We start from the raw sequence: 18278 nt of genomic DNA, 5'->3' as shown, positions 1-18278 counted from the left end.
TGTTGCTTCGACTGCTTCACTGCTCTTCCCTCAAATACGACCGGGCGCAACCAGGCGAATAGTAACTCATTTGCTGCGGCCGCACACTTTATATCACCTCATGATGCATTCAGGCTAGAGGGCCATGCTTGCAGCCCCTCCGTAACGTCGCCATCACGCTGGGATCACATTGACCTCACCGCATTCTCTGCTGTTGTCAGTCTTCTGCAAGCAAAAATCAAACCAGAAAATACCACCATGCTTGCCGCAAGCACGACGTTGCTCTCTGATTCTCTCCTACTCCGCAACTCGCCTTTTCCTACAGGAAATTGAGACGCACACCTATCTACCGCGACGACGGCGATAGATAAGATCCATTGCGTCATCTCCTGCTTTTCGCAGGCGAACCTGACACTGCATCTGCCCCATTTAAGCCAGGAGGAGACCCACATGTTACGCCGTACCCGCACATCGCCCGCCGTCAGAAAAACCGCGCAACTTGCCACCTACTTCGCTGCGGGCAGTGCGCTTGCACTGACATCGGCAAGCGCACTGGCTGAGCATTCGCCGGCACTTGACCGCTTCAGCCTGTCGGCAGGCGCCTACTATGTCGACCCGACGTTTCGTGTGAACGCTAATACGCAATATGGCAACTTCCAATCCGGCGACATCGATCGCGACCGCACTACGCTGCCGCGCATCCGTGGCGAGATATTGCTGTTCGACAGCCAGGGTCTGTCTTTCGATTACTTCACATACAAGAAAAACAATAGCGGCGCCATCGACAGATCTGCGCTGATCGGTGGCAGCACCTCCAGCCTGAGCGCCAACGCCGACGCTAACTTGCAGGTCGACATGGCATCAGTGGCCTATAAGTGGTGGATCGGACAGGGCAGCGACGTGTTCGGCATTGGTCTTGGTGGCGGATACTACCGCGCCCACCTGGACGTCAATGCAGCGGCAACGCTCAACGGCACCTCCGGCACATTCAACGAAAGCTATACCGAAAAAACCTGGGCGCCGTTGGTGGAACTTGGCTGGAAACACGCCTTCAGCAAAGACTTCCGCCTTTATGCCGAAGCCTCCGGCGTGAAGAAAAACTGGGGCCGCGTCACCGGCCATATCTATAGCGCCGCATTCGGTGCGGAATGGTATCCGCTGGCCAACCTGGGTATCGGCGCCGACTATGGCATCACACGCATCAACATCAATCGCAGCGGTGGCGGCACGATCAACGACGCCAACCTCGACATCCGTCTCAAGGGCCCCTCTGCTTATGTGAAGGTGCGCTTCTGAGTTTTTATCATTGACGCTTTGCGCCCGCCACCCGGCGTGGCGCAAAGCGTTGGTAACCGCGGTAACCACTGCAAATTTTGCAGTACAACAAGGAGAACAACATGACCATCGGCACCATTCTACTGATCGTACTAATCCTGATTCTTATCGGCGCCCTGCCGGCATGGCCACATAGCCGTTCCTGGGGTTACGGTCCAAGCGGTATCGCCGGCACTGTTGTGGTGATTCTGCTGATTCTGGTTTTGCTGGGACGGTTATAGACCTGTAAAGCTGTAGAAATACAGGTTTTGCTTGCCTGCACCACAAACAGGATATGATGAGCGGCGTTGCATCTTCGAGATGCAGCGCCGCTTATCATTTTGACTGGAAGGGAGCTCGTAACGATGACAAAAAATCGCCAAAAACACCTCTTGCTACTACCGTTCTTCCTGGCCGCTTGCTTGACCGCTCATTTGCCTGCCATGGCAGCGGAAGAAGATGTGTCACAACAGGATCCACAGCGCTGGTATGAAGGCGACGACACCGCCAAACTGCATAACAAGACCTTGCTGAAAGAGGCGCACGCGGCTTACGCGCAGGCGCTGCAGGAATGCAAACCGCTCAAACGCACCGAAGCCAAGGCCTGCCGCAAGGAAGCCCGCGATCTGCTGCAAAGCGATTTGGCACGCGCCAAACGCATTTACGCGAACACAACTGCAAGCGAATAGAGCCAGCCATACGGAGATCGCACAGCGTTCTTGATGTGACCCCTCTACATAGCCTGCCTGGAATGAATTAGGCACGGCGCTGCCGTTATTTTTATTTCGTAAAGACGCAAAAACAAGGGGACCAATAAGGTCCCCTTGTTCTTCTTAGGCTGTGTCTCCTGCATTTTCCCCATGCGCCACATCCGGATCAGATGTAGCGCCGGGTAAGTCCGGCCGAGTTTGCGCTTACATATTATTCAACAAGCTTGCTTGCAAACTTAGTTGCCAAATTATTTGCCGACTTGATTACCGATCACACCACCGACCGCTGCGCCACCGGCTGTACCGATACCACTACCACCCGTCAGGATGGCGCCGCCGACTGCGCCGACGCCAGCGCCGACCGCAGTATTCTTGTCGCGCTGAGACATGCCGCTACAGCCGCTCAACACCGTAAGGGCGCACACAGTGATCGAAGTCACTGCAATTTTATGTATTTTTTTCATGATGACACCTCTATATAAAGTTGATTGATGCTGCCGATGCAGCACATGACTCAGGAAATGGTTCAAGCTGATTTAAGCGAGTGAATCAGTCGTGCACCCATTGCAGGTTTCAGGGCACATACTTTTTAGACGCTCTGGCGGTGGATAGTTTCACACCGATGGCCGTCCTAAACATTCGCTTACACTTGCAGGATCGTGCGCATCGCATGCTTTCTTTCTCATCAGCACATGGTCGTACACGATGACGGCATTGCGGATCGAAGAAGGATGCTTTCTCTCAACCATGTCGAGATAACGGAATTTCTTTTTCTCCAATGCGGGTTTTGCCTTGGATGCCTGCGCATGACTTTTTGCCATGACAAACGGCGTCGCATCACCAGCATGCACTGAAGCTATGCTCGCGGTCGTTACAGGGGCGGCTAGGGCGGCAGCACATGCCATCATGCCGGTCAGTACGAGCGAAGCAACTGTTCCTGTTTTTTTCATAATCCCTCCCTCGACACTTCCGGCGCACTACATTCCGGGAATGCCTGATCCTGCACAATCGAGACTGGCGATACTAATGATTCGTGATACCTGCCTGTTTTTTCATCGAGCCATCATGACAAAACCGAGGATGGCTCAATAGCCGTGCTTCTCCGATTCTGGCGTAAGACAATTCCTACACGACATGACGAGCACACATGAAAATGGGAGCATTTGCTCCCATTGACTGGCTAAGGATCAGCGATCCTTCAGAGCTTCCTTGGCATCGCCGTAGCTCTTCTGAACGCTACCGTCGATTTGCTTGGCGGCGCCCTTGATCTGTTGTTCCTTGCTGTTCGCAACTTCACCAGCCTTTTGTTGAACCTTGCCGGCTACCTGTTTTGCGCTACCTTGAACTTGATCTTTATTCATGATTACTCCTGAAAGTTGAAAGACCAGCTACTGCGATGCTCAACAGTCAACTGCACACATCTCCATGAGTGGAAACGCGATGAGTTCATCTTAGTGGAGGGGGAGATGCGGGACTATAAGACAGCCCCGCTTTGAAATGTAGGACAAGCAGAGTAAAAAACGACCTGAAAACCGAAGTCAGCGTCAGGTTTATGCGGAAGGCGCTGAGGCACTTGTTGCTGGAGGCGCAACAGGCAAACGGATAGTGATCAGCGAACCTGTTCCTGGCGTGGAGCGGATATCCACTTCCCCACCGAAGAATGTGGCGCGCTCGCGCAAGCCGCGCAAACCATAAGTTTTGTTGTTGTCGCGCCGGTCTTGCGAAATACCGACACCGTTGTCGCGTACGGTCAATGCAACCTGCTCTTCGTCGACATCCAGAATCACATCGACCTGCGTTGCTTTGGCATGTTTGGTAACGTTATTGAGCATCTCTTGCAACATGCGGTAGATGGCGATTTCCATCTGATGACCGATGGCGACATCTTCGTCCGGCAGGCTGGCCTTGCAGGTCATTCCGGTACGCTCGGCAAGCTCATCCATTTGCTCGGTGATGGCAGCCTTGAGTCCAAACAGATCAAGCATGTTGGGCCGCAATTCAGTCTGAATCCGCCGTGTGGTGCCGACCAGAGAATTCATCAGTCCTTGAATGCGTGGCTTGCGCTCTTGCCACTTTTCATCGTCGGGCAAGATCTTGTAGACACTTTCCAGATGCATGCTCAGGGCGGTCAACGATGCGCCCATGTTGTCGTGAAGCTCACGTGCAATGGCCCGCTTCTCTTCTTCACGGACGGTTTCCAGATGGTTGGTCAATTCACGCAGCAAGGCCGTGCGTTCGATCACGGTCTTCTCCAGCTGCGCTTCGCGCTCGCGCAAAGAGTCTTCCGCGCGTTTGCGCTCCGAGATATCCGTGCTGATACCGATCACGCCCAGTACATCGCCAAGCTTGTCGAACCAGGGGACGCGTGTCGATTGATAGGTGAAGACGCCATGCGGCAAATGGAGGGTCTGCTCGATGGTCTCCGGCAAGCCGCTGGCCATCACGCGCTTGTCGTCTTCATCGATACGGTCGGCATCTTCTTTTTTTGAAAACAGTTCACGGCTGGCGCGGTACATCGCCTCTTCCCAGGTCTTGCCGACTTGCTGCAGCATGGCCGGATTGGCAAATACCAGCAAGCCCTGCCGATTCTTGACAAAGATCGGTTCACGCGTGCTGTCGCTGACTGCTGTCAACAGGGAATTAGTCTCGGCCAGCTTGGCGGCACTTTGCATGCGCGCGCCATATTCACGGTCAAGCCGGCCAGCAAAACGCCAAAAGATGAACACTACCAGCGCGCCATCAATCAACGTCAGGAAAGGCAGCATCAGCCGATCCGCATATAAGCCGTATTCAGCGCCTTGCGCCACCAGCAAATTAAGAATCAGGATCAGCGCCAGCATGGATGGCAGCAAGCGACGCAGCATGTTGCCGCCGGGCGCATGGCTGACAATGATCGCCATCAGGCGATGCGACGGCCGCGCCATCAATAGCGCCGCACCCAGCAACAGGAACACCAGTGCCGACAGGAAAGGGATACCGGTCGAATAATGCAGGAAAGTCAGCTTGTTGATGCCGTACAAATAACCGACAAGTGGAATGGCGCTCAGGCCGATGAGGATGAAGGCCAGATATTCGGCTGGATAATGACGTGCACCAATGCGCCAGTCATGAATCAGCAGCGTCAGCGCAATCAACATGAAACTACCTGCTGCCAGTGGATGGATCGCCGCGCCGAAGGCGCTGTGGGCCAGAGATATTCCGGACAGCATGACAGGCAGGCGATCACCCAGCAAGCTCAGTCCGAAGACGTTTTGCAAGAGAAATCCGGCACCCAGCAACAATAGTAAAAATGCAACGACGCGTGCAGCAATCGCCAGACGCCGGCTGGATTGTCCGACGTTGAGACATTGCATGTACAAGGCAGAACCAGCGAGGATAAATCCGACCGCAGTGCTACCCTGCACGGCAATCAGATCCGCCAGAATTTTGCGATAGTCGTCTTCGGCATAACAACTGATCAGCACCACAATGCCGAACAAGACAATCATCATTGCCAGGCTCATTGCGGCAGTGGCGATGCTGGCAAAGTTTGCCTGGGTGGCGACGTAATGCTCCAGCGAGGAGGTTTCACCGATCTCGTTGCGTGCTGCCTTCATTTGCATGTGCTGAAGCCCCCGATTGTGCGTTGATCGCATGACCGCCACGCGTCAGGCGCGTGGCGACCGTTCTTGCGTCGACATACATTATATTTAATACTGCGTGCTCAGGAATAAGTCCTACCGCATCTTCGGTGAGACGTCGGTGACCGGTGCAGTCTTTATTTCAACGGCTAGGTGCCGCCTCTGCAGAATGTGCCGGGCATCGTAAAGACTTAACGTCGACCCAACACGACATTGCCATCACGCCGACGTATATCTGCGCGACGATGCCAATCCGTCTCCCTTACCGCTGAGCCGTTCGATCAAGCTGCGTAGTTTGGTGAATTCGGAAGATTTGTCGAAGAAGAACTGCACACCGCATTGCAAGCCGACGCGGCGATACGTTGCACTGACGTGGTTACTGAAGATGATCTTGAGTTCGTCATGGCTTTTCTTGCCGGAACGCGCGAGCGACTGCAACAAGTTCATGCCGTTGCCCTGCTTGAGCTGGATGTCCAGAATCAGCACGTCGTACGTTTCGTTTTCCAGATGCGCCGCGGCCTCTTGCTCGGTCTCGGCATAGCCGGCCAGCTCAACACCTGGAATCTCCGCCAGGCTTTCCATGATCAGATCGCGCACGTCCGCTGAATCTTCGACAAGGAAAACCTTCAGCGGCGCATTCGTGGTGCGCCCCATCCTTTCCGACATGTCCTGCAATACGTGCTCCATGATCACTATCCTGACACTCAATACTCAATTTCAAAAAAGCCCCGCTCGGCGACGCAAGTAAAGGCGCAACGTAGGTTCAATACCGCACCCTGCGTACCTGCGGCCTCTTCCGTTAATCGATCAGATTATTCTTGATGGCGTAATAAATGATATCGGCGTTGTTGGCCATGTTCATCTTCTGCAAAACGCGCGACCGGTAAGTACTCACAGTCTTCACGCTCAGACAGAGTTCATCGGCGATCTGCGTCACGCCCTGACCCTGGCCCAGCTTGTAAAAAATCTCGTATTCGCGTTGCGACAGAGTCTCGTGCAGCGGCTTCTCCGAATCCACAGGATCGGTCGTCAGCAGCTCTGCCACGCCGTAACTGATGTACTTGTGACCCCGCAAGATGGTGTTGATCGCACTGACCAGATCCGTCGCAAGGGCTTCCTTCTGCACATAGCCGCTGGCACCGCTGCGCAACACCTGAACCGCATAGCGGCTTTCCGGATGCATGCTAAGCATCAGCACCGGCAAATTTGGTTTTTCGCGTTTGATTTGCTTTAATACTTCGACGCCGCTTTTGTCCGGCATCGCAATGTCGAGCAAGACAATGTCCCACTCTTGGGTCCGCACCAGACGGATCGCTTCTTCAGCGGTACTTGCTTCTCCGCCGACTTCCATGTTTGGAATGTCCGCAATAAAGTGCTGAACACCAGCACGCACGACAGCGTGATCATCGACTACTAATATTTTTGTCATAGTTTTTACCAGCATCAAGACAATGCTGCAGTCCTTCCTGATCAGGCAAATGCGGTTTCGCTGCGCTGTTCCCTGCCTGATTTGCAGCGTTCCCATCATTTGATTGAGTTGCCCGGCGGCACCGGGGCCTTCCGCGGCTAACTATACCTTATTACCTGTTACTGCTTGATTCCAATACAACAATATTCAGGCAGTGAGCCTGAATAAGCAGGCGCGGTGGCCGTAGCCACCGCGCCGTATTACATTACTTCAGACGCAGGTCGTTCTTCACCGAGGTGACGCCCTTCACACCACGTGCCAGTTCAGTAGCACGGGTTGCGCTCGTTGCCGAGCTCACAAAACCGCTCAACTGAACGACACCCTTGTAGGTTTCGACGTTGATTTCTGCCGACTTCAGGTTAGGTTCCTGCAAGATCGCACTCTTCACCTTGGTGGTGATGACAGCGTCATCGACATATTCGCCGGTGCCTTCCTTGTTTGGCCCGGAAGCGCAGCCGACGAGCGACACCATCATCAGTGCGAGGAAAAAGCCCATAAAGCGTTTGGTCAAAGATGAAGTCATGATGATTTCCTTGTTGGTAAATTCAAATACAGATGTGTGATTGTTTTTATGGAGAAGCATCGCATCTCCATGACCTTACTGGATTACTACAGAATTACTTGCCGTACTTGGCCTTAGCGGCGGTCGTACACTTGTCTTGTTCCGCACCCTTCAGGGCATCGCACTTTTCCTTGGCGACGCTATAGTCGGCATCATTGGTGGTCTTGGCTGCGTCTTTGTTGGCATCTTTGGTCTTGCGCTTGGCCTTCGCATCGGCGATCGCTGTTTCATGCGTGGCCTTGGCTTCCTTGTCGCAAACGTCCTGATCGTTGCCCTTCAGTGGTTTGCACTTGGCCTTGGCGGTCTTGTAGTCGGCGTCAGCGGCAGCGACGTCGGCTTTGTATTGAGATTTGACGGCGTCAGCGGCAGTTGCCAGGCTGTGAGCACCGAAAGCGGCGGAAGTCAGAATACAAGTGGCGATGAATTTTTTCATGAGAACTCCTTGGTTTTAGTTTTAGGTTTTGGTTTTAAAGACGAGGTCCGAACAATGCCTGACTGGCGACGGGATAACACCGATGCCGGCGTATTGTTCAATAACTCAATCCTTGTTGTTATCTTCGAAAGCCTTGAGTTGTTTCTCGGCTTCTTCCTTGTTGATGCCATAGACTTCCTGGATACGGCCGGCCAGCTCTTCGCGCTTGCCGTTGATGGTATCGAGCTGATCATCGGTCAGCTTGCCCCATTGCTGCTTGGCTTTACCCTTGAATTGCTTCCAGTTTCCTTCAATGATGTCCCAGTTCATGCTGCTCTCCTTGATTGTTGTTAATGAGGCGGTATGTGCGATATATGTGGTATGCCGCTGGATTTCGCTTGGCTTTTTTGCCTGGCTTTATTTACTTTCCCAACCGTCGTCTAAGCGCCGGTCAGGCGCATTCAATCCAGCAGATCGCTCATGTCGTCGGCGTGTTCCTCTTCCTTCGCCATGATGGAAATAAGCAAATGCTTGGTCGTCGGATCGTCGTCGCCGATGCGTTCAATCATCTGGCGATAGGTTTCGATCGCAATACGCTCGGCAATCAGATTCGCGCGAATCATCGACTTGATATCGGTCGATTCGTCGTAGTCCGCATGGCTGCGCTCGGACAGTTCGCGTGGATTGAAATTCGGCTCGCCGTTGAGTTGCACGATACGTTCGGCAATTTGATCGGCGTGGCCTTCTTCTTCCATCGCATGCTCAAGGAACTCGGCCTTGATCGGCTCGTTTTCCAATCCGGTGGCGGTGTAGTAATGACGCTTGTAACGCAGCACACAGACCAGCTCGGTCGCCAGGGCATCATTGAGCATGGCGATGATTTCCTCGCGATTACCTTTGTATCCCTCGGTGACGGCGCCGTTGCCGGTCTTCATTGCTGCTTCGCGTACCTTCTCGCGATCAATACGAAACGGCTTGTCGCTGATGTGATGCACCGTTGATGGCTTGCTTGACATAATCTTGTTCCTTTATCCGGTTGGCTATATGGCTGAGGACAGGCTGGCTAACTATTGAGCGAAGCTCAGCGTTCGCAGCTTCGCGAAACACACAGACCCAGCAAGAGACCGACACCGGTCGAAATGGCGATGGCGCGCCATGGATTGGACTGCACATAATCGTCGGTGGTGGCAGCAATCTCTTTGCCGGTTTGCACCACATACGATTGAATTCCCTGAGCCTTGATAAAGGCGCGGTCGAGGATTTCCTCGCCCTTGGCGCGCAGATCTGCAGCTTTCTGGCCGGTCGCCGCTGCGGCTTCATTGAACAGTTCCTGAGCTTCTTGCAACAGCACCTGGACGTCAGTTCGGACGGTTCGCAATTTTTCTTCGCGCATTTTTTACACTCCTTCTTTGTTAGATTGCAGTTTCAATACATGAAGTATTGAAGAATGAGCAGCATCAACAGGGGCATGCCCACCAACCAGCAAATCACCATTTTTTCCATGATTGCACCCGTTTCGGTATGTTCTTGTCTTGTGAAACGAACCGCTTGTCTCTTCCGTTCTTTCCCTGGGTATCCGCGCCGCAGATCTGATCTGGAGCAACTGCAGAACCGGTAACTGAACGATACTTTCTGCCCTCACCATCAGCGATAGGACTGCTGCTGATTGCCTTGTAGGACAAGGCCGGTAAAACATTGCTTCTTACATGACACTGGACTTGCAAAACTGAAAATACTGAACTCTCTACTCACGGTGTCGCATCTTGCGACAGCTCGTCGGCCTTTGCAGCCGGTACTGGCATGGCTGGCTGAAACACATTGCCGCCTTCGCCTTCCCAGCGTTGCAATGCCCTGCGCTGAGCACGTTTGTCGGCACGCTCAAGACGGTTGGCGCAGATGTTGAGTACGGCGACAACGGCTGCGCTGGAAATACCCAGCGCCAGCAGCAGATTTCGTTTGGTCAGCATGACAAGCTCCCTGTTATGGTTATTCGCTGGCTGTTCGCGCAATGCAGGCGGCTCAGGCCGACATCTGCTTTGCGGAATGCTTCAGCGTATGTTTGATTGAATGCTTGATGATTTCGCGTGCATCACCCATCGTGCGCTGCACCTCACCCGCTTCCTGCAATCGCAGGGCATGACGGCGGCGCGCCTGATTACCGGAAAAGCTTGCCATTTTTTCATCCAGACGACCAAGTGCAATTTTCAGATTTCCTACCAATTGATCCTTGTTCATGACGCGCTCCCCGGCAGTTAGTGATGCATTAGTGGTGCATGAATGATGCTTGGCGATGAATCAGTGATACGACAAATTGATACGATGGGATGGATCGTAGCAATGCCTTTGAGCAAGAGGTATAGGACGCCCGCCCATTGTCTTGTAGGACAAGATGAGAAGCCAGGCCGGATAAGGCTTTGCGACTTATCCGATAGTGATCGTTACCGCCGTTTGCAGTTGCCCTCCTACAAACAATTGAGCGAGCGTCTGATGGCTGCCGCGAGCTACAGCTACTACGATGCAGACATTGGCTGGTGAACCGGTGCAAACACGGTTCCACGCGAATAAGCGCGGAGGAATCTTTAAAAGCATCTCCCTCCGTCACAAACTGATACTGATTGCAAACAGGCTCGCCGAATGGATTGACGCGCGTCTCTTGGTCAATACGTTGGCCTCACATTTCAAGGAGCAGACATGGGTAAGTATTTCCTCGCCTGGATACTGGGCGTTCCCGCCTTCGTGCTGGTGCTGATCTATCTCTTCGTGCACTGATTTGCACTGATGCTTGAGCAGAAAAAGAAAAAACTTTTTCCCTCCATTTCAATGAAAGGTACATGATGAAAAACGATCAACTGATTGATACGCTGAACGATCTGATCCAGATTTCGAAGGATGGCGAAGAAGGTTTCCGCGTCTGTGCGGAAGACGCCTCGGAACGTCAGGCGTACTACAAGACGCAGTTCCTGGAGCGTTCGCAGGCTTGCGGCCAGAGTGCCTTGGAATTGCAAAATCTGGTGCGCGCGCTGGGCGGCGAGCCGACCAATCACACCACGGTGAGCGGCGCTTTGCATCGCCAATGGATCAACATCAAGAGCGCCATCGTCGGCAAGAACGACGAGGCCATCCTGAACGAATGCGAGCGCGGTGAAGATGCTGCCGTCAACGCCTATCGCAAGGCGCTGTCGGAAGATTTGCCAAGCGACGTGCGCTTGATCATTGAACGTCAGTATCAGGGCGTGCTGGCAAACCACGACCGCGTTAAGGCATTGCGCGATCAGGTGCGAGCCAAGAAGGCGGCTTAAATATTCACTAGCAAAAGATGCAAGTGAAGCAGAAGTAAAGCGTGAATGCCCCCGGGGATTCGCAGCGAAGAAACGAAAAGAGCGGCCCGAAAGCCGCTCTTTTTTATTGTCGTTCTCAGTCTTATTTTTTGTGATGCTTCAACATGAGCGCCAGCTCTTGCAGCGCAACCAACATGGTCTTGATGAATTCACGCGTAGGTTCATGGGTCAGCTTGCCGCTGGCGTCAAAGCGATCACCCGCACCGCCGATCATGACTTCCGGTTTATTGAGAATTTTCAGATCGAGAAAAACGCCGATCTGACGCAAGTGATACTGCGCGCGTGCAGTGCCGATAGCACCCGGACTGGCACCCATGATCGCCGTTGCCTTGCCTGCAAACGGCTGCTCAGGCGGACGTGAAGCCCAGTCAATCGCATTTTTCAGCAAGCCTGGAATGGAGTAGTTGTATTCTGGCGTAGAGAACAAAATCGCATCCGCTTCCGCGATCTGTTTGCGAAAGCGCTCTACCGACGGAGGCCAACCTTTGGCGCGCACATCGTCGTTATACAAGGGGATGTCGGAAATATCGGCCTGAATCAGGCGCACGCCGGGCGGCAGCAATTCCGCCGCGGCGTGAAGAGCCGCCGTGTTGTAAGAACCTGCACGCAAGCTGCCGGAGATGCCAAGAATCGTGATCGGGGTATCGCTCATTTCACTGTCCTTTATGGGGGAGTTGAATCTGCAAACCGAATCTGAAATTGCGTTTGCAAACAGCGGAAAACACCGACCTATCCTACACCAGACTTCGCATCCCCTATAACGTGCTCCTTATGCTTCCCCCAGATAAGCCGCCTTCACACGTGGATCGTTGAGCATCTCCTTGGCGTTGCCGGTCATGGTGATCAGCCCCGACTCCATCACATAACCGCGGTGTGCCGCTTCCAAGGCCAGCTTGGCGTTCTGCTCCACCAGCAGAATCGTGATGCCCTGTGCCGATACCGTGCGGATTACTTCGAAGATCTTCTCCACCATGATCGGCGACAAGCCCATCGACGGTTCATCCAGCAACAGCAGTTTCGGATGGCTCATCAGTGCGCGCGCCATCGCCAGCATCTGCTGTTCGCCGCCGGAGAGCGTACCTGCCATCTGGCTGGCGCGTTCTTTCAGGCGGGGAAACACCGTGAACCAGTGCTCGATGTCTTGCGCAATCTGCTGTTTGTCGTCGCTGGTGTAGGCACCCATGAGCAGATTCTCGTGAATGCTCATGCGCGTAAAAACACCGCGCCCTTCCGGTACCATCGCCAGCTTTTGCTGCACCAGGTTGAAGGAGCTTTGGCCCTTCAGCGCTTGGCCGAGATAGGTGATGTGGCCGCTGACTTTGCAGTTCGGCAGCGTACCGGTGATGGCTTTTAAGGTGGTGGTCTTGCCGGCACCATTGGCGCCGATCAGCGTGACCAGTTCGCCTTCGTTGACTTCCAGGCTCGCGCCCTTGACGGCCTTGATGCCGCCGTAGGCGACGCTGAGGTCTTCAACTTTTAAAATGTTCGTTGTCATGATGATCTTTCAACTTTTTATACAGCGCTTCGTTGACTCTGTGGCGTACCTTGAGCGCCGTAGCGAGCGGGGGCAGGCCGGCAGGAGAAGCGCAGCCGTACGGCGGTACGGCGAGCATCGCAGTGCTGGTCTGCGCGCGCGCAGTAGGCGAACAAGGTGCGCATTAATGGGCAGCGCCCAGATACGCCTCAATCACGGCGGGGTTCTTCTGCACATCGGCCGGTACGCCTTCGGCAATCGGCTTGCCGTAGTCCAGCACCGTCAGCCGGTTGCACAGGCCCATCATCAGTTTGACGTCGTGTTCGATCAGTAGAATCGTCTTGCCTTCCGCCTGGATCTTGACCAGCAGTTCACGCAGGCCGAGCTTCTCGGTGGCGTTCATGCCGGCGGCAGGTTCGTCCAGCGCCAAGAGTTGTGGCTCGGTCGCCAGTGCGCGGGCAATCTCCAGTCGGCGTTGATCGCCGTAGGACAGGTGACGCGCGGTACGCGACGAGAACTGGCCGATGCCGACGAAGTCGAGCAGCTTCTGCGATTTCTCTTTGATTTGTGCTTCTTCGTCTCTTGCTGCCTTGTGACGGAAGACGGCGCCGAAGACGTTTTGCTTGGTGCGCACGTGGCAGCCGACCATGACGTTCTCCAGCACGGTCATGTCGCCAAACAGACGGATGTTCTGGAAGGTGCGGGCAATACCTGCCTTGGCCACTTCATGCGGGGCGCTGGGGCTGTAGGGCTTGCCGGCCAGCTCGAAGCTGCCGGTGTCGGGTTGGTACAGGCCGGTGATGACGTTGAAGAAGGTGGTCTTGCCGGCGCCGTTGGGGCCGATCAGGCCATAGATCTGGCCTTGTTCGATCGTCAGGCTGACACCCGACAGGGCTTGCAGGCCGCCGAAGCGTTTGCTGACGTCGGCGATTTTTAACAGGGTGGTGGTGCTCATTGATTCGTCCTCTGTGTTCGTCGATGTGGTTACGCTTTGACGACGCCGACCGGCTCGTCGCTGTGCGGGTGGTCGGCTTCGGGGCGGTCTTCATGCTTGGGCGAAGGCCACAGACCGGCCGGACGGTTCAACATGATGACGACCATGGCCAGGCCGTAGAGCAGTTGGCGCAGCACTTCGGCGTCGATCCAGACTTTGCCGAACAGGCTCATCTGCACCGGTTCGACCACGTGACGCAGCACTTCCGGCAAGGCGGCGAGGATGATGCCGCCCAGCACGACGCCGGGGATGTGGCCGATGCCGCCCAGCACCACCATGGCCAGCACGGCGATGGATTCTGTCAGGGAGAAGGATTCCGGCGAGACAAAGCCTTGGAAGGAGGCGAACATGGCGCCGGCCACACCACCGAAGGAGGCGCCCATCGCAAACGCGAGGAGTTTGACGTTGCGCGTGTTGATACCCATGGCCTTGGCGGCGATCTCATCTTCGCGAATCGCCACCCAGGCACGGCCCAGACGCGAGTCCTGCAGACGGATCGAGAAGAAGATAACGCCGATGCACAGCAGCAGGAACAGGAAGTAGTAGGCGTTCACCGACGGCATGGAGAAGCCGAGGAATTTGACGATGGAGCCGGAACCGGGTTCACCGGCCAGCGAGACGCCGAAGACGCGGATCGGGTCGATCAGGTTGATCCCTTGTGGCCCGTTGGTGATGTTGACCGGGGCGTTGAGGTTGTTCATGAAGATGCGGATGATTTCACCGAAGCCCAGGGTCACGATGGCGAGGTAGTCGCCACGCAACTTCAAGGTCGGTGCGCCCAGCAGTGCGCCGAACAAGGCGGCAATCAGGGCCGACAGCGGCACGATGATCCACAGCGACAGGTGGATACCGCTCTGCACGATCTGCGGGCCGCAGATCATGACGAGGAAGTTGCCCACGGCCGGATAGGTGTTGACGAAGGATTGCAGCACGTCGGCGAACTGGGGTGAGGCCAGCAAACCGGCGGTATAGGCGCCGATCGCATAAAACGCGATGTAGCCCAGATCCAGCAGGCCGGCAAAGCCTACCACCACGTTCAGGCCCAGGGCCAGCATGATGTAGAGCAAAGCCATGTCCATGATGCGCACCCAGGAGTTACCAAACATGCTGGCAACAAACGGGAAGACGATCATGACGATCAGGAGCGCAGCCAGGCTGATGTTTGCCTGGCGCGGGTTGCGTTTCTTGTCGAAGGTGAGGAAGGCCATGTCGGTCTCTCTTTCTTTATCTGTTCTGAGGCTATTTGCGTTAGCAAATGGAAAATTTGCTTAGGTTCCGTAGCGAGCGAACGTCAGCTGTCGTCGACCGGAGCACAGCCACCGGAGTGTACTGAAGTACACGAGGATGGCGAGCACCGTACGGCGGCAGATCACGTTCGCGCAGTAGGAACATGAGTAAATTTTTAAGCGCGGTCTGCGACGCGTTCTCCCATGATTCCGGATGGGCGTAAGGTCAAGACGATGATCAGCACGATGAAGGCGAAGATATCCTGGTAGTTACTGCCCAGGAAGTCGCCCGTCAGATCGCCGATGTAACCGGCGCCCAGACTTTCGATCAGGCCCAGCAGAATGCCGCCCAGCATGGCGCCATAGATATTGCCGATACCGCCCAAGACCGCTGCCGAGAAGGCTTTCAGCCCCGGCACGAAGCCCATGGCGAATTGCGCTGTGGAGTAGTTGGCTGCCCACATGACGCCGGCAATCGCTGCCAGCGCTGCGCCGATGATGAAGGTGACGACGATCACGCGATTCGAATCCACGCCCATCAACCCGGCAATGCGCGGGTTCTCGGCGGTGGCGCGCATGGCGCGGCCCATCTTGGTCTTCTCAACGATCAGCACCAGGCCGATCATCGCGGCGAGCGCCAACAGCAGCAGCATGATCTGCGTTGGCGAGATCAGCGCGCCGGCGATATGCACCGGATCCGACGGCATGATTTGCGGGAAAGGAACCGGGCTGCGGCCCCAGATCATCATAGCCAGTGTTTGCAGCAGGATCGAGACACCAATGGCGGTGATCAGCGGGGCAAGACGCGGTGCATTGCGCAGTGGGCGATAGGCTACCCGTTCGATGATCATGCTGACGATCACACACACGGGAATCGCGCCGATGATCGCAATGATCAACTTGACGATGCCGGGCAGATCGGGGGCAACGTGCTGCACCAGTTTCAGAATGCTCAAACCGGCCATCGCCCCGATCATCAGCACGTCGCCGTGCGCAAAATTGATCAGGTTCAAGACCCCGTACACCATCGTGTAACCCAAGGCAATCAGGGCGTACATGCTCCCCAAGACCAGGCCGTTGATGATTTGCTGGATGAATATGTCCATAAGAATGCCTGCTTCCTAAATTCGTAACGTCAATGAGATATGTCGATGCAAGATGCCTGAGCATCTACGATTGCATGCGAGCTTTAGAGCAAAAACTGTTCCCGATCCGAGAATCTGTGCAAATGACCGATAGCCTTGCGTACCAAGGCCGTCAGCCCCGAATGCTATGGATACAGATAAGACGAGAGGTCAAAGAAACGCGTCAAGATGGAGCGTGTGCGGGCAAGCTGGGGCAGATAATTGAAAGTGCTCATGGGGATGCTCATGATCGATTGCACTCCTTCTTGGTCGAAAGATCTGTAATGTGAATAAAGCGAGCGTACCTTGTGGGGACTCGCCGGTTGGAGCGGGATTATACCTAAGCCGCTCCCACAATACGAGAATAGACGCTAATGCACGCCGGCATTGGATATCCGACCGACGACAGACGCAAAAAAAGCGCAACGAATGCGCTTTTTTTGCTTTAAAGATGTGTGGCAAACAAGGACTGGAATTGCGAACCGGATTACGGATTACAAATCGCGATTGCCCGGCGAACCGAATTCAGCCGTTACTGACGATGGAACGCCCGCCACCCAGACCTTTCGGCATGGGGAAAGTCACGTTCTCTTCGATGCCGTCGAGAATACGCACGCTGCGCGTTGCGCCCTCTTTGAGCCGGTCGATGACGGCCTGCACCAGTACTTCCGGAGCCGAGGCGCCCGCGGTGACACCAATGCGCTTCTTGCCCACCAGCCAGTCGGCATTGATGAGATCAGCGTTGTCGACCATGTAGGCCGGCACGCCCTTCTTCTCGGCCACTTCGCGCAGGCGATTGGAATTGGAGCTATTGGGACTGCCGACCACGATCACGACGTCGACTTGGGGAGCCATGAACTTGACGGCTTCCTGACGATTGGTGGTGGCATAGCAGATATCGCCTTTTTTCGGCTCGGCGATGTTGGGAAACTTGTCTTTCAACGCAGCGATGATGTCGGTGGTGTCATCAACCGACAGCGTGGTCTGCGAGACATACGCCAGCAAATCCGGATCAGTGACCTGGAGCTTCACGACATCGTCGACAGTCTCGACCAGATACATGCCTGCCTCAGTCTGGCCCATGGTGCCTTCAACCTCGGGATGGCCCTCGTGCCCGATCATGATGATCTCGCGGCCTTCGCGGCGCATCTTGGCGACTTCCATGTGGACTTTGGTGACCAGCGGGCAAGTGGCGTCGAACACGGTCAGGCCACGTTCTTGCGCTTCTGCCTGTACAGCCTTGGACACGCCGTGCGCAGAAAAAATCACGGTGTTGCCGGCCGGGACATCCGCCAGTTCTTCGATGAAGATGGCGCCTTTGTTGCGCAGGTCGGCAACGACATAGGCGTTATGGACGATTTCGTGACGCACGTAAATCGGTGCGCCGAACTGTGTGAGCGCGCGCTCAACGATTTCGATGGCGCGATCAACCCCTGCACAGAAACCGCGCGGTTGAGCCAATAAAATTTCAGGTTCTTGCTTATCCATATCGAGCACCTTACAGAATCCCGATGATTTTCACTTCAAATTTCAACGTTTGTCCGGCCAGCGGATGATTGAAATCAAACAGCGCGCCCTGCTCGTCAATCTCGCGCAGCACGCCGGCAAAGCGTCCGCCGCCCGGTGCTGCAAAATCGACGAGGTCACCGACGCGATAATCTTCATCCATGGACGAATTTTCTTCCAGCGTGGCGCGCGAGATGCGCTGAACCAATTCCGGGTTGCGCGGCCCAAAAGCCTTATCGGGAGACAGCTCAAACGTCTGATGCGCACCCTCTTCCAATCCCAGCAAGCAAGCCTCCAGAAACGGCGCCAATTGGCCCTGGCCAAATTGCAGCGTAGCGGGCTTTTCCTCAAAGGTGCTGACGATATTTTCGCCGGCCATGGATGCCAGGCGGTAATGCAGTGTGAGGTAGGCGTTTTCGGTGACGACCGGGACAGATGCGTTGGACATGAAGAGTATTCAGTAAATTCAGTAGGCGTGACAGCCCGCTATTGTAAGCCACCTTGCCCTACTCCGTAAAAACAAGCCTCGACTTCAGACCGCTTAATTCATT

Annotated in this window: 24 protein-coding genes; 4 read left to right on the top strand and 20 right to left on the bottom strand. The window is 55.0% G+C overall.

Translation table 11 applies throughout. The annotated features are described in order from the left end of the window. The first annotated feature begins 429 nt into the window (after positions 1-429). From PQR63_RS05750 to PQR63_RS05740, 3 genes are all read left to right on the top strand, one after another. Positions 430-1275, top strand: coding sequence for a hypothetical protein (locus PQR63_RS05750; protein WP_408166410.1), 846 nt, complete (start codon positions 430-432; stop codon positions 1273-1275). Between the two features lie 101 nt (positions 1276-1376). Further along, positions 1377-1535 carry a DUF3309 family protein gene (locus PQR63_RS05745; RefSeq protein WP_094564977.1) on the top strand — a complete coding sequence of 53 codons (159 nt, stop codon included), beginning with the start codon at positions 1377-1379 and terminating at the stop codon, positions 1533-1535. A gap of 123 nt (positions 1536-1658) precedes the next feature. Then, positions 1659-1982, top strand: a complete 324-nt coding sequence (locus tag PQR63_RS05740; protein ID WP_408166408.1) for a hypothetical protein — start codon at positions 1659-1661, stop codon at positions 1980-1982. A gap of 269 nt (positions 1983-2251) precedes the next feature. Here PQR63_RS05740 and PQR63_RS05735 read toward each other — a convergent pair whose 3' ends face one another. From PQR63_RS05735 to PQR63_RS05675, 13 genes are all read right to left on the bottom strand, one after another. Beyond that, positions 2252-2467: a YMGG-like glycine zipper-containing protein gene (locus PQR63_RS05735; RefSeq protein WP_408166406.1), complete on the bottom strand. Its 216-nt coding sequence runs from the start codon at positions 2465-2467 to the stop codon at positions 2252-2254. Positions 2468-2617: 150 nt separating this feature from the next. Then, positions 2618-2953 carry a hypothetical protein gene (locus PQR63_RS05730; RefSeq protein ID WP_408166404.1) on the bottom strand — a complete coding sequence of 112 codons (336 nt, stop codon included), beginning with the start codon at positions 2951-2953 and terminating at the stop codon, positions 2618-2620. A gap of 237 nt (positions 2954-3190) precedes the next feature. Further along, the gene (locus tag PQR63_RS05725) at positions 3191-3364 is read right to left on the bottom strand and encodes a CsbD family protein (protein WP_408166402.1); all 174 of its coding nucleotides are present in this window, start codon (positions 3362-3364) and stop codon (positions 3191-3193) included. Between the two features lie 189 nt (positions 3365-3553). Continuing rightward, positions 3554-5605 (bottom strand): PAS domain-containing sensor histidine kinase, encoded by a 2052-nt coding sequence (locus PQR63_RS05720; protein ID WP_408166400.1) that lies wholly within the window; start codon positions 5603-5605, stop codon positions 3554-3556. 237 nt (positions 5606-5842) lie between these two features. Next, positions 5843-6310, bottom strand: coding sequence for a response regulator (locus PQR63_RS05715; RefSeq protein WP_408166398.1), 468 nt, complete (start codon positions 6308-6310; stop codon positions 5843-5845). Positions 6311-6422: 112 nt separating this feature from the next. Further along, on the bottom strand, positions 6423-7052 hold the full coding sequence (locus tag PQR63_RS05710) for a response regulator (RefSeq protein ID WP_029363191.1): 630 nt from the start codon (positions 7050-7052) through the stop codon (positions 6423-6425). Positions 7053-7296: 244 nt separating this feature from the next. Next, on the bottom strand, positions 7297-7614 hold the full coding sequence (locus tag PQR63_RS05705) for a BON domain-containing protein (RefSeq protein ID WP_408166396.1): 318 nt from the start codon (positions 7612-7614) through the stop codon (positions 7297-7299). A gap of 94 nt (positions 7615-7708) precedes the next feature. Next, positions 7709-8086 carry a cell envelope biogenesis protein TolA gene (locus tag PQR63_RS05700; protein WP_408166394.1) on the bottom strand — a complete coding sequence of 126 codons (378 nt, stop codon included), beginning with the start codon at positions 8084-8086 and terminating at the stop codon, positions 7709-7711. A 105-nt stretch (positions 8087-8191) separates the two neighbouring features. After that, positions 8192-8395, bottom strand: coding sequence for a CsbD family protein (locus tag PQR63_RS05695; RefSeq protein WP_408166393.1), 204 nt, complete (start codon positions 8393-8395; stop codon positions 8192-8194). Positions 8396-8526: 131 nt separating this feature from the next. Next, positions 8527-9081 carry a ferritin-like domain-containing protein gene (locus PQR63_RS05690; protein WP_408166392.1) on the bottom strand — a complete coding sequence of 185 codons (555 nt, stop codon included), beginning with the start codon at positions 9079-9081 and terminating at the stop codon, positions 8527-8529. 65 nt (positions 9082-9146) lie between these two features. Continuing rightward, a complete protein-coding gene (locus tag PQR63_RS05685) occupies positions 9147-9458 on the bottom strand; it encodes an ElaB/YgaM/YqjD family protein (protein WP_050479500.1) in 312 nt (103 codons plus the stop codon). A 355-nt stretch (positions 9459-9813) separates the two neighbouring features. After that, positions 9814-10032: a hypothetical protein gene (locus PQR63_RS05680; protein WP_408166390.1), complete on the bottom strand. Its 219-nt coding sequence runs from the start codon at positions 10030-10032 to the stop codon at positions 9814-9816. A 52-nt stretch (positions 10033-10084) separates the two neighbouring features. Further along, positions 10085-10300, bottom strand: coding sequence for a hypothetical protein (locus PQR63_RS05675; protein ID WP_408166388.1), 216 nt, complete (start codon positions 10298-10300; stop codon positions 10085-10087). Between the two features lie 599 nt (positions 10301-10899). Between PQR63_RS05675 and PQR63_RS05670 the strand changes: the two genes are divergently transcribed. After that, positions 10900-11364, top strand: a complete 465-nt coding sequence (locus tag PQR63_RS05670; protein WP_408166779.1) for a PA2169 family four-helix-bundle protein — start codon at positions 10900-10902, stop codon at positions 11362-11364. Between the two features lie 121 nt (positions 11365-11485). Here the strand turns inward: PQR63_RS05670 and PQR63_RS05665 are convergent, their stop codons facing one another. From PQR63_RS05665 to PQR63_RS05635, 7 genes are all read right to left on the bottom strand, one after another. Further along, on the bottom strand, positions 11486-12055 hold the full coding sequence (locus PQR63_RS05665; RefSeq protein WP_408166386.1) for an NADPH-dependent FMN reductase: 570 nt from the start codon (positions 12053-12055) through the stop codon (positions 11486-11488). A gap of 117 nt (positions 12056-12172) precedes the next feature. Next, positions 12173-12898, bottom strand: a complete 726-nt coding sequence (locus PQR63_RS05660) for an ABC transporter ATP-binding protein (RefSeq protein ID WP_408166384.1) — start codon at positions 12896-12898, stop codon at positions 12173-12175. Between the two features lie 163 nt (positions 12899-13061). Continuing rightward, positions 13062-13832, bottom strand: coding sequence for an ABC transporter ATP-binding protein (locus PQR63_RS05655; RefSeq protein ID WP_408164636.1), 771 nt, complete (start codon positions 13830-13832; stop codon positions 13062-13064). A 29-nt stretch (positions 13833-13861) separates the two neighbouring features. Then, positions 13862-15079 (bottom strand): ABC transporter permease subunit, encoded by a 1218-nt coding sequence (locus PQR63_RS05650; RefSeq protein ID WP_408166382.1) that lies wholly within the window; start codon positions 15077-15079, stop codon positions 13862-13864. A gap of 194 nt (positions 15080-15273) precedes the next feature. Then, positions 15274-16203 (bottom strand): branched-chain amino acid ABC transporter permease, encoded by a 930-nt coding sequence (locus tag PQR63_RS05645; protein ID WP_050478544.1) that lies wholly within the window; start codon positions 16201-16203, stop codon positions 15274-15276. A 543-nt stretch (positions 16204-16746) separates the two neighbouring features. Next, positions 16747-17709: a 4-hydroxy-3-methylbut-2-enyl diphosphate reductase gene (ispH, locus tag PQR63_RS05640; protein WP_408166380.1), complete on the bottom strand. Its 963-nt coding sequence runs from the start codon at positions 17707-17709 to the stop codon at positions 16747-16749. Positions 17710-17719: 10 nt separating this feature from the next. Continuing rightward, positions 17720-18175, bottom strand: coding sequence for an FKBP-type peptidyl-prolyl cis-trans isomerase (locus tag PQR63_RS05635; RefSeq protein WP_094564995.1), 456 nt, complete (start codon positions 18173-18175; stop codon positions 17720-17722). Between the last annotated feature and the right edge of the window lie 103 nt (positions 18176-18278).

The organism is Herbaspirillum rhizosphaerae, assembly GCF_046025915.1.
Classification (GTDB): Bacteria; Pseudomonadota; Gammaproteobacteria; order Burkholderiales; family Burkholderiaceae_D; genus Herbaspirillum; species Herbaspirillum rhizosphaerae_A.
This window is presented reverse-complemented; position numbering and strand designations above follow the sequence as displayed.

Bases quoted from the DNA above. Each gene is read 5' to 3' on its own strand.
- PQR63_RS05675 (WP_408166388.1), bottom strand. From the start codon at position 10,300: ATGAACAAGGATCAATTGGTAGGAAATCTGAAAATTGCACTTGGTCGT.
- PQR63_RS05635 (WP_094564995.1), bottom strand. From the start codon at position 18,175: ATGTCCAACGCATCTGTCCCGGTCGTCACCGAAAACGCCTACCTCACA.
- PQR63_RS05730 (WP_408166404.1), bottom strand. From the start codon at position 2,953: ATGAAAAAAACAGGAACAGTTGCTTCGCTCGTACTGACCGGCATGATG.
- PQR63_RS05695 (WP_408166393.1), bottom strand. From the start codon at position 8,395: ATGAACTGGGACATCATTGAAGGAAACTGGAAGCAATTCAAGGGTAAA.
- ispH (WP_408166380.1), bottom strand. From the start codon at position 17,709: ATGGATAAGCAAGAACCTGAAATTTTATTGGCTCAACCGCGCGGTTTC.
- PQR63_RS05650 (WP_408166382.1), bottom strand. From the start codon at position 15,079: ATGGCCTTCCTCACCTTCGACAAGAAACGCAACCCGCGCCAGGCAAAC.
- PQR63_RS05740 (WP_408166408.1), top strand. From the start codon at position 1,659: ATGACAAAAAATCGCCAAAAACACCTCTTGCTACTACCGTTCTTCCTG.
- PQR63_RS05715 (WP_408166398.1), bottom strand. From the start codon at position 6,310: ATGGAGCACGTATTGCAGGACATGTCGGAAAGGATGGGGCGCACCACG.
- PQR63_RS05665 (WP_408166386.1), bottom strand. From the start codon at position 12,055: ATGAGCGATACCCCGATCACGATTCTTGGCATCTCCGGCAGCTTGCGT.
- PQR63_RS05685 (WP_050479500.1), bottom strand. From the start codon at position 9,458: ATGCGCGAAGAAAAATTGCGAACCGTCCGAACTGACGTCCAGGTGCTG.
- PQR63_RS05720 (WP_408166400.1), bottom strand. From the start codon at position 5,605: ATGCAAATGAAGGCAGCACGCAACGAGATCGGTGAAACCTCCTCGCTG.
- PQR63_RS05710 (WP_029363191.1), bottom strand. From the start codon at position 7,052: ATGACAAAAATATTAGTAGTCGATGATCACGCTGTCGTGCGTGCTGGT.
- PQR63_RS05750 (WP_408166410.1), top strand. From the start codon at position 430: ATGTTACGCCGTACCCGCACATCGCCCGCCGTCAGAAAAACCGCGCAA.
- PQR63_RS05700 (WP_408166394.1), bottom strand. From the start codon at position 8,086: ATGAAAAAATTCATCGCCACTTGTATTCTGACTTCCGCCGCTTTCGGT.
- PQR63_RS05655 (WP_408164636.1), bottom strand. From the start codon at position 13,832: ATGAGCACCACCACCCTGTTAAAAATCGCCGACGTCAGCAAACGCTTC.
- PQR63_RS05705 (WP_408166396.1), bottom strand. From the start codon at position 7,614: ATGACTTCATCTTTGACCAAACGCTTTATGGGCTTTTTCCTCGCACTG.
- PQR63_RS05690 (WP_408166392.1), bottom strand. From the start codon at position 9,081: ATGTCAAGCAAGCCATCAACGGTGCATCACATCAGCGACAAGCCGTTT.
- PQR63_RS05645 (WP_050478544.1), bottom strand. From the start codon at position 16,203: ATGGACATATTCATCCAGCAAATCATCAACGGCCTGGTCTTGGGGAGC.
- PQR63_RS05670 (WP_408166779.1), top strand. From the start codon at position 10,900: ATGAAAAACGATCAACTGATTGATACGCTGAACGATCTGATCCAGATT.
- PQR63_RS05725 (WP_408166402.1), bottom strand. From the start codon at position 3,364: ATGAATAAAGATCAAGTTCAAGGTAGCGCAAAACAGGTAGCCGGCAAG.
- PQR63_RS05680 (WP_408166390.1), bottom strand. From the start codon at position 10,032: ATGCTGACCAAACGAAATCTGCTGCTGGCGCTGGGTATTTCCAGCGCA.
- PQR63_RS05735 (WP_408166406.1), bottom strand. From the start codon at position 2,467: ATGAAAAAAATACATAAAATTGCAGTGACTTCGATCACTGTGTGCGCC.
- PQR63_RS05745 (WP_094564977.1), top strand. From the start codon at position 1,377: ATGACCATCGGCACCATTCTACTGATCGTACTAATCCTGATTCTTATC.
- PQR63_RS05660 (WP_408166384.1), bottom strand. From the start codon at position 12,898: ATGACAACGAACATTTTAAAAGTTGAAGACCTCAGCGTCGCCTACGGC.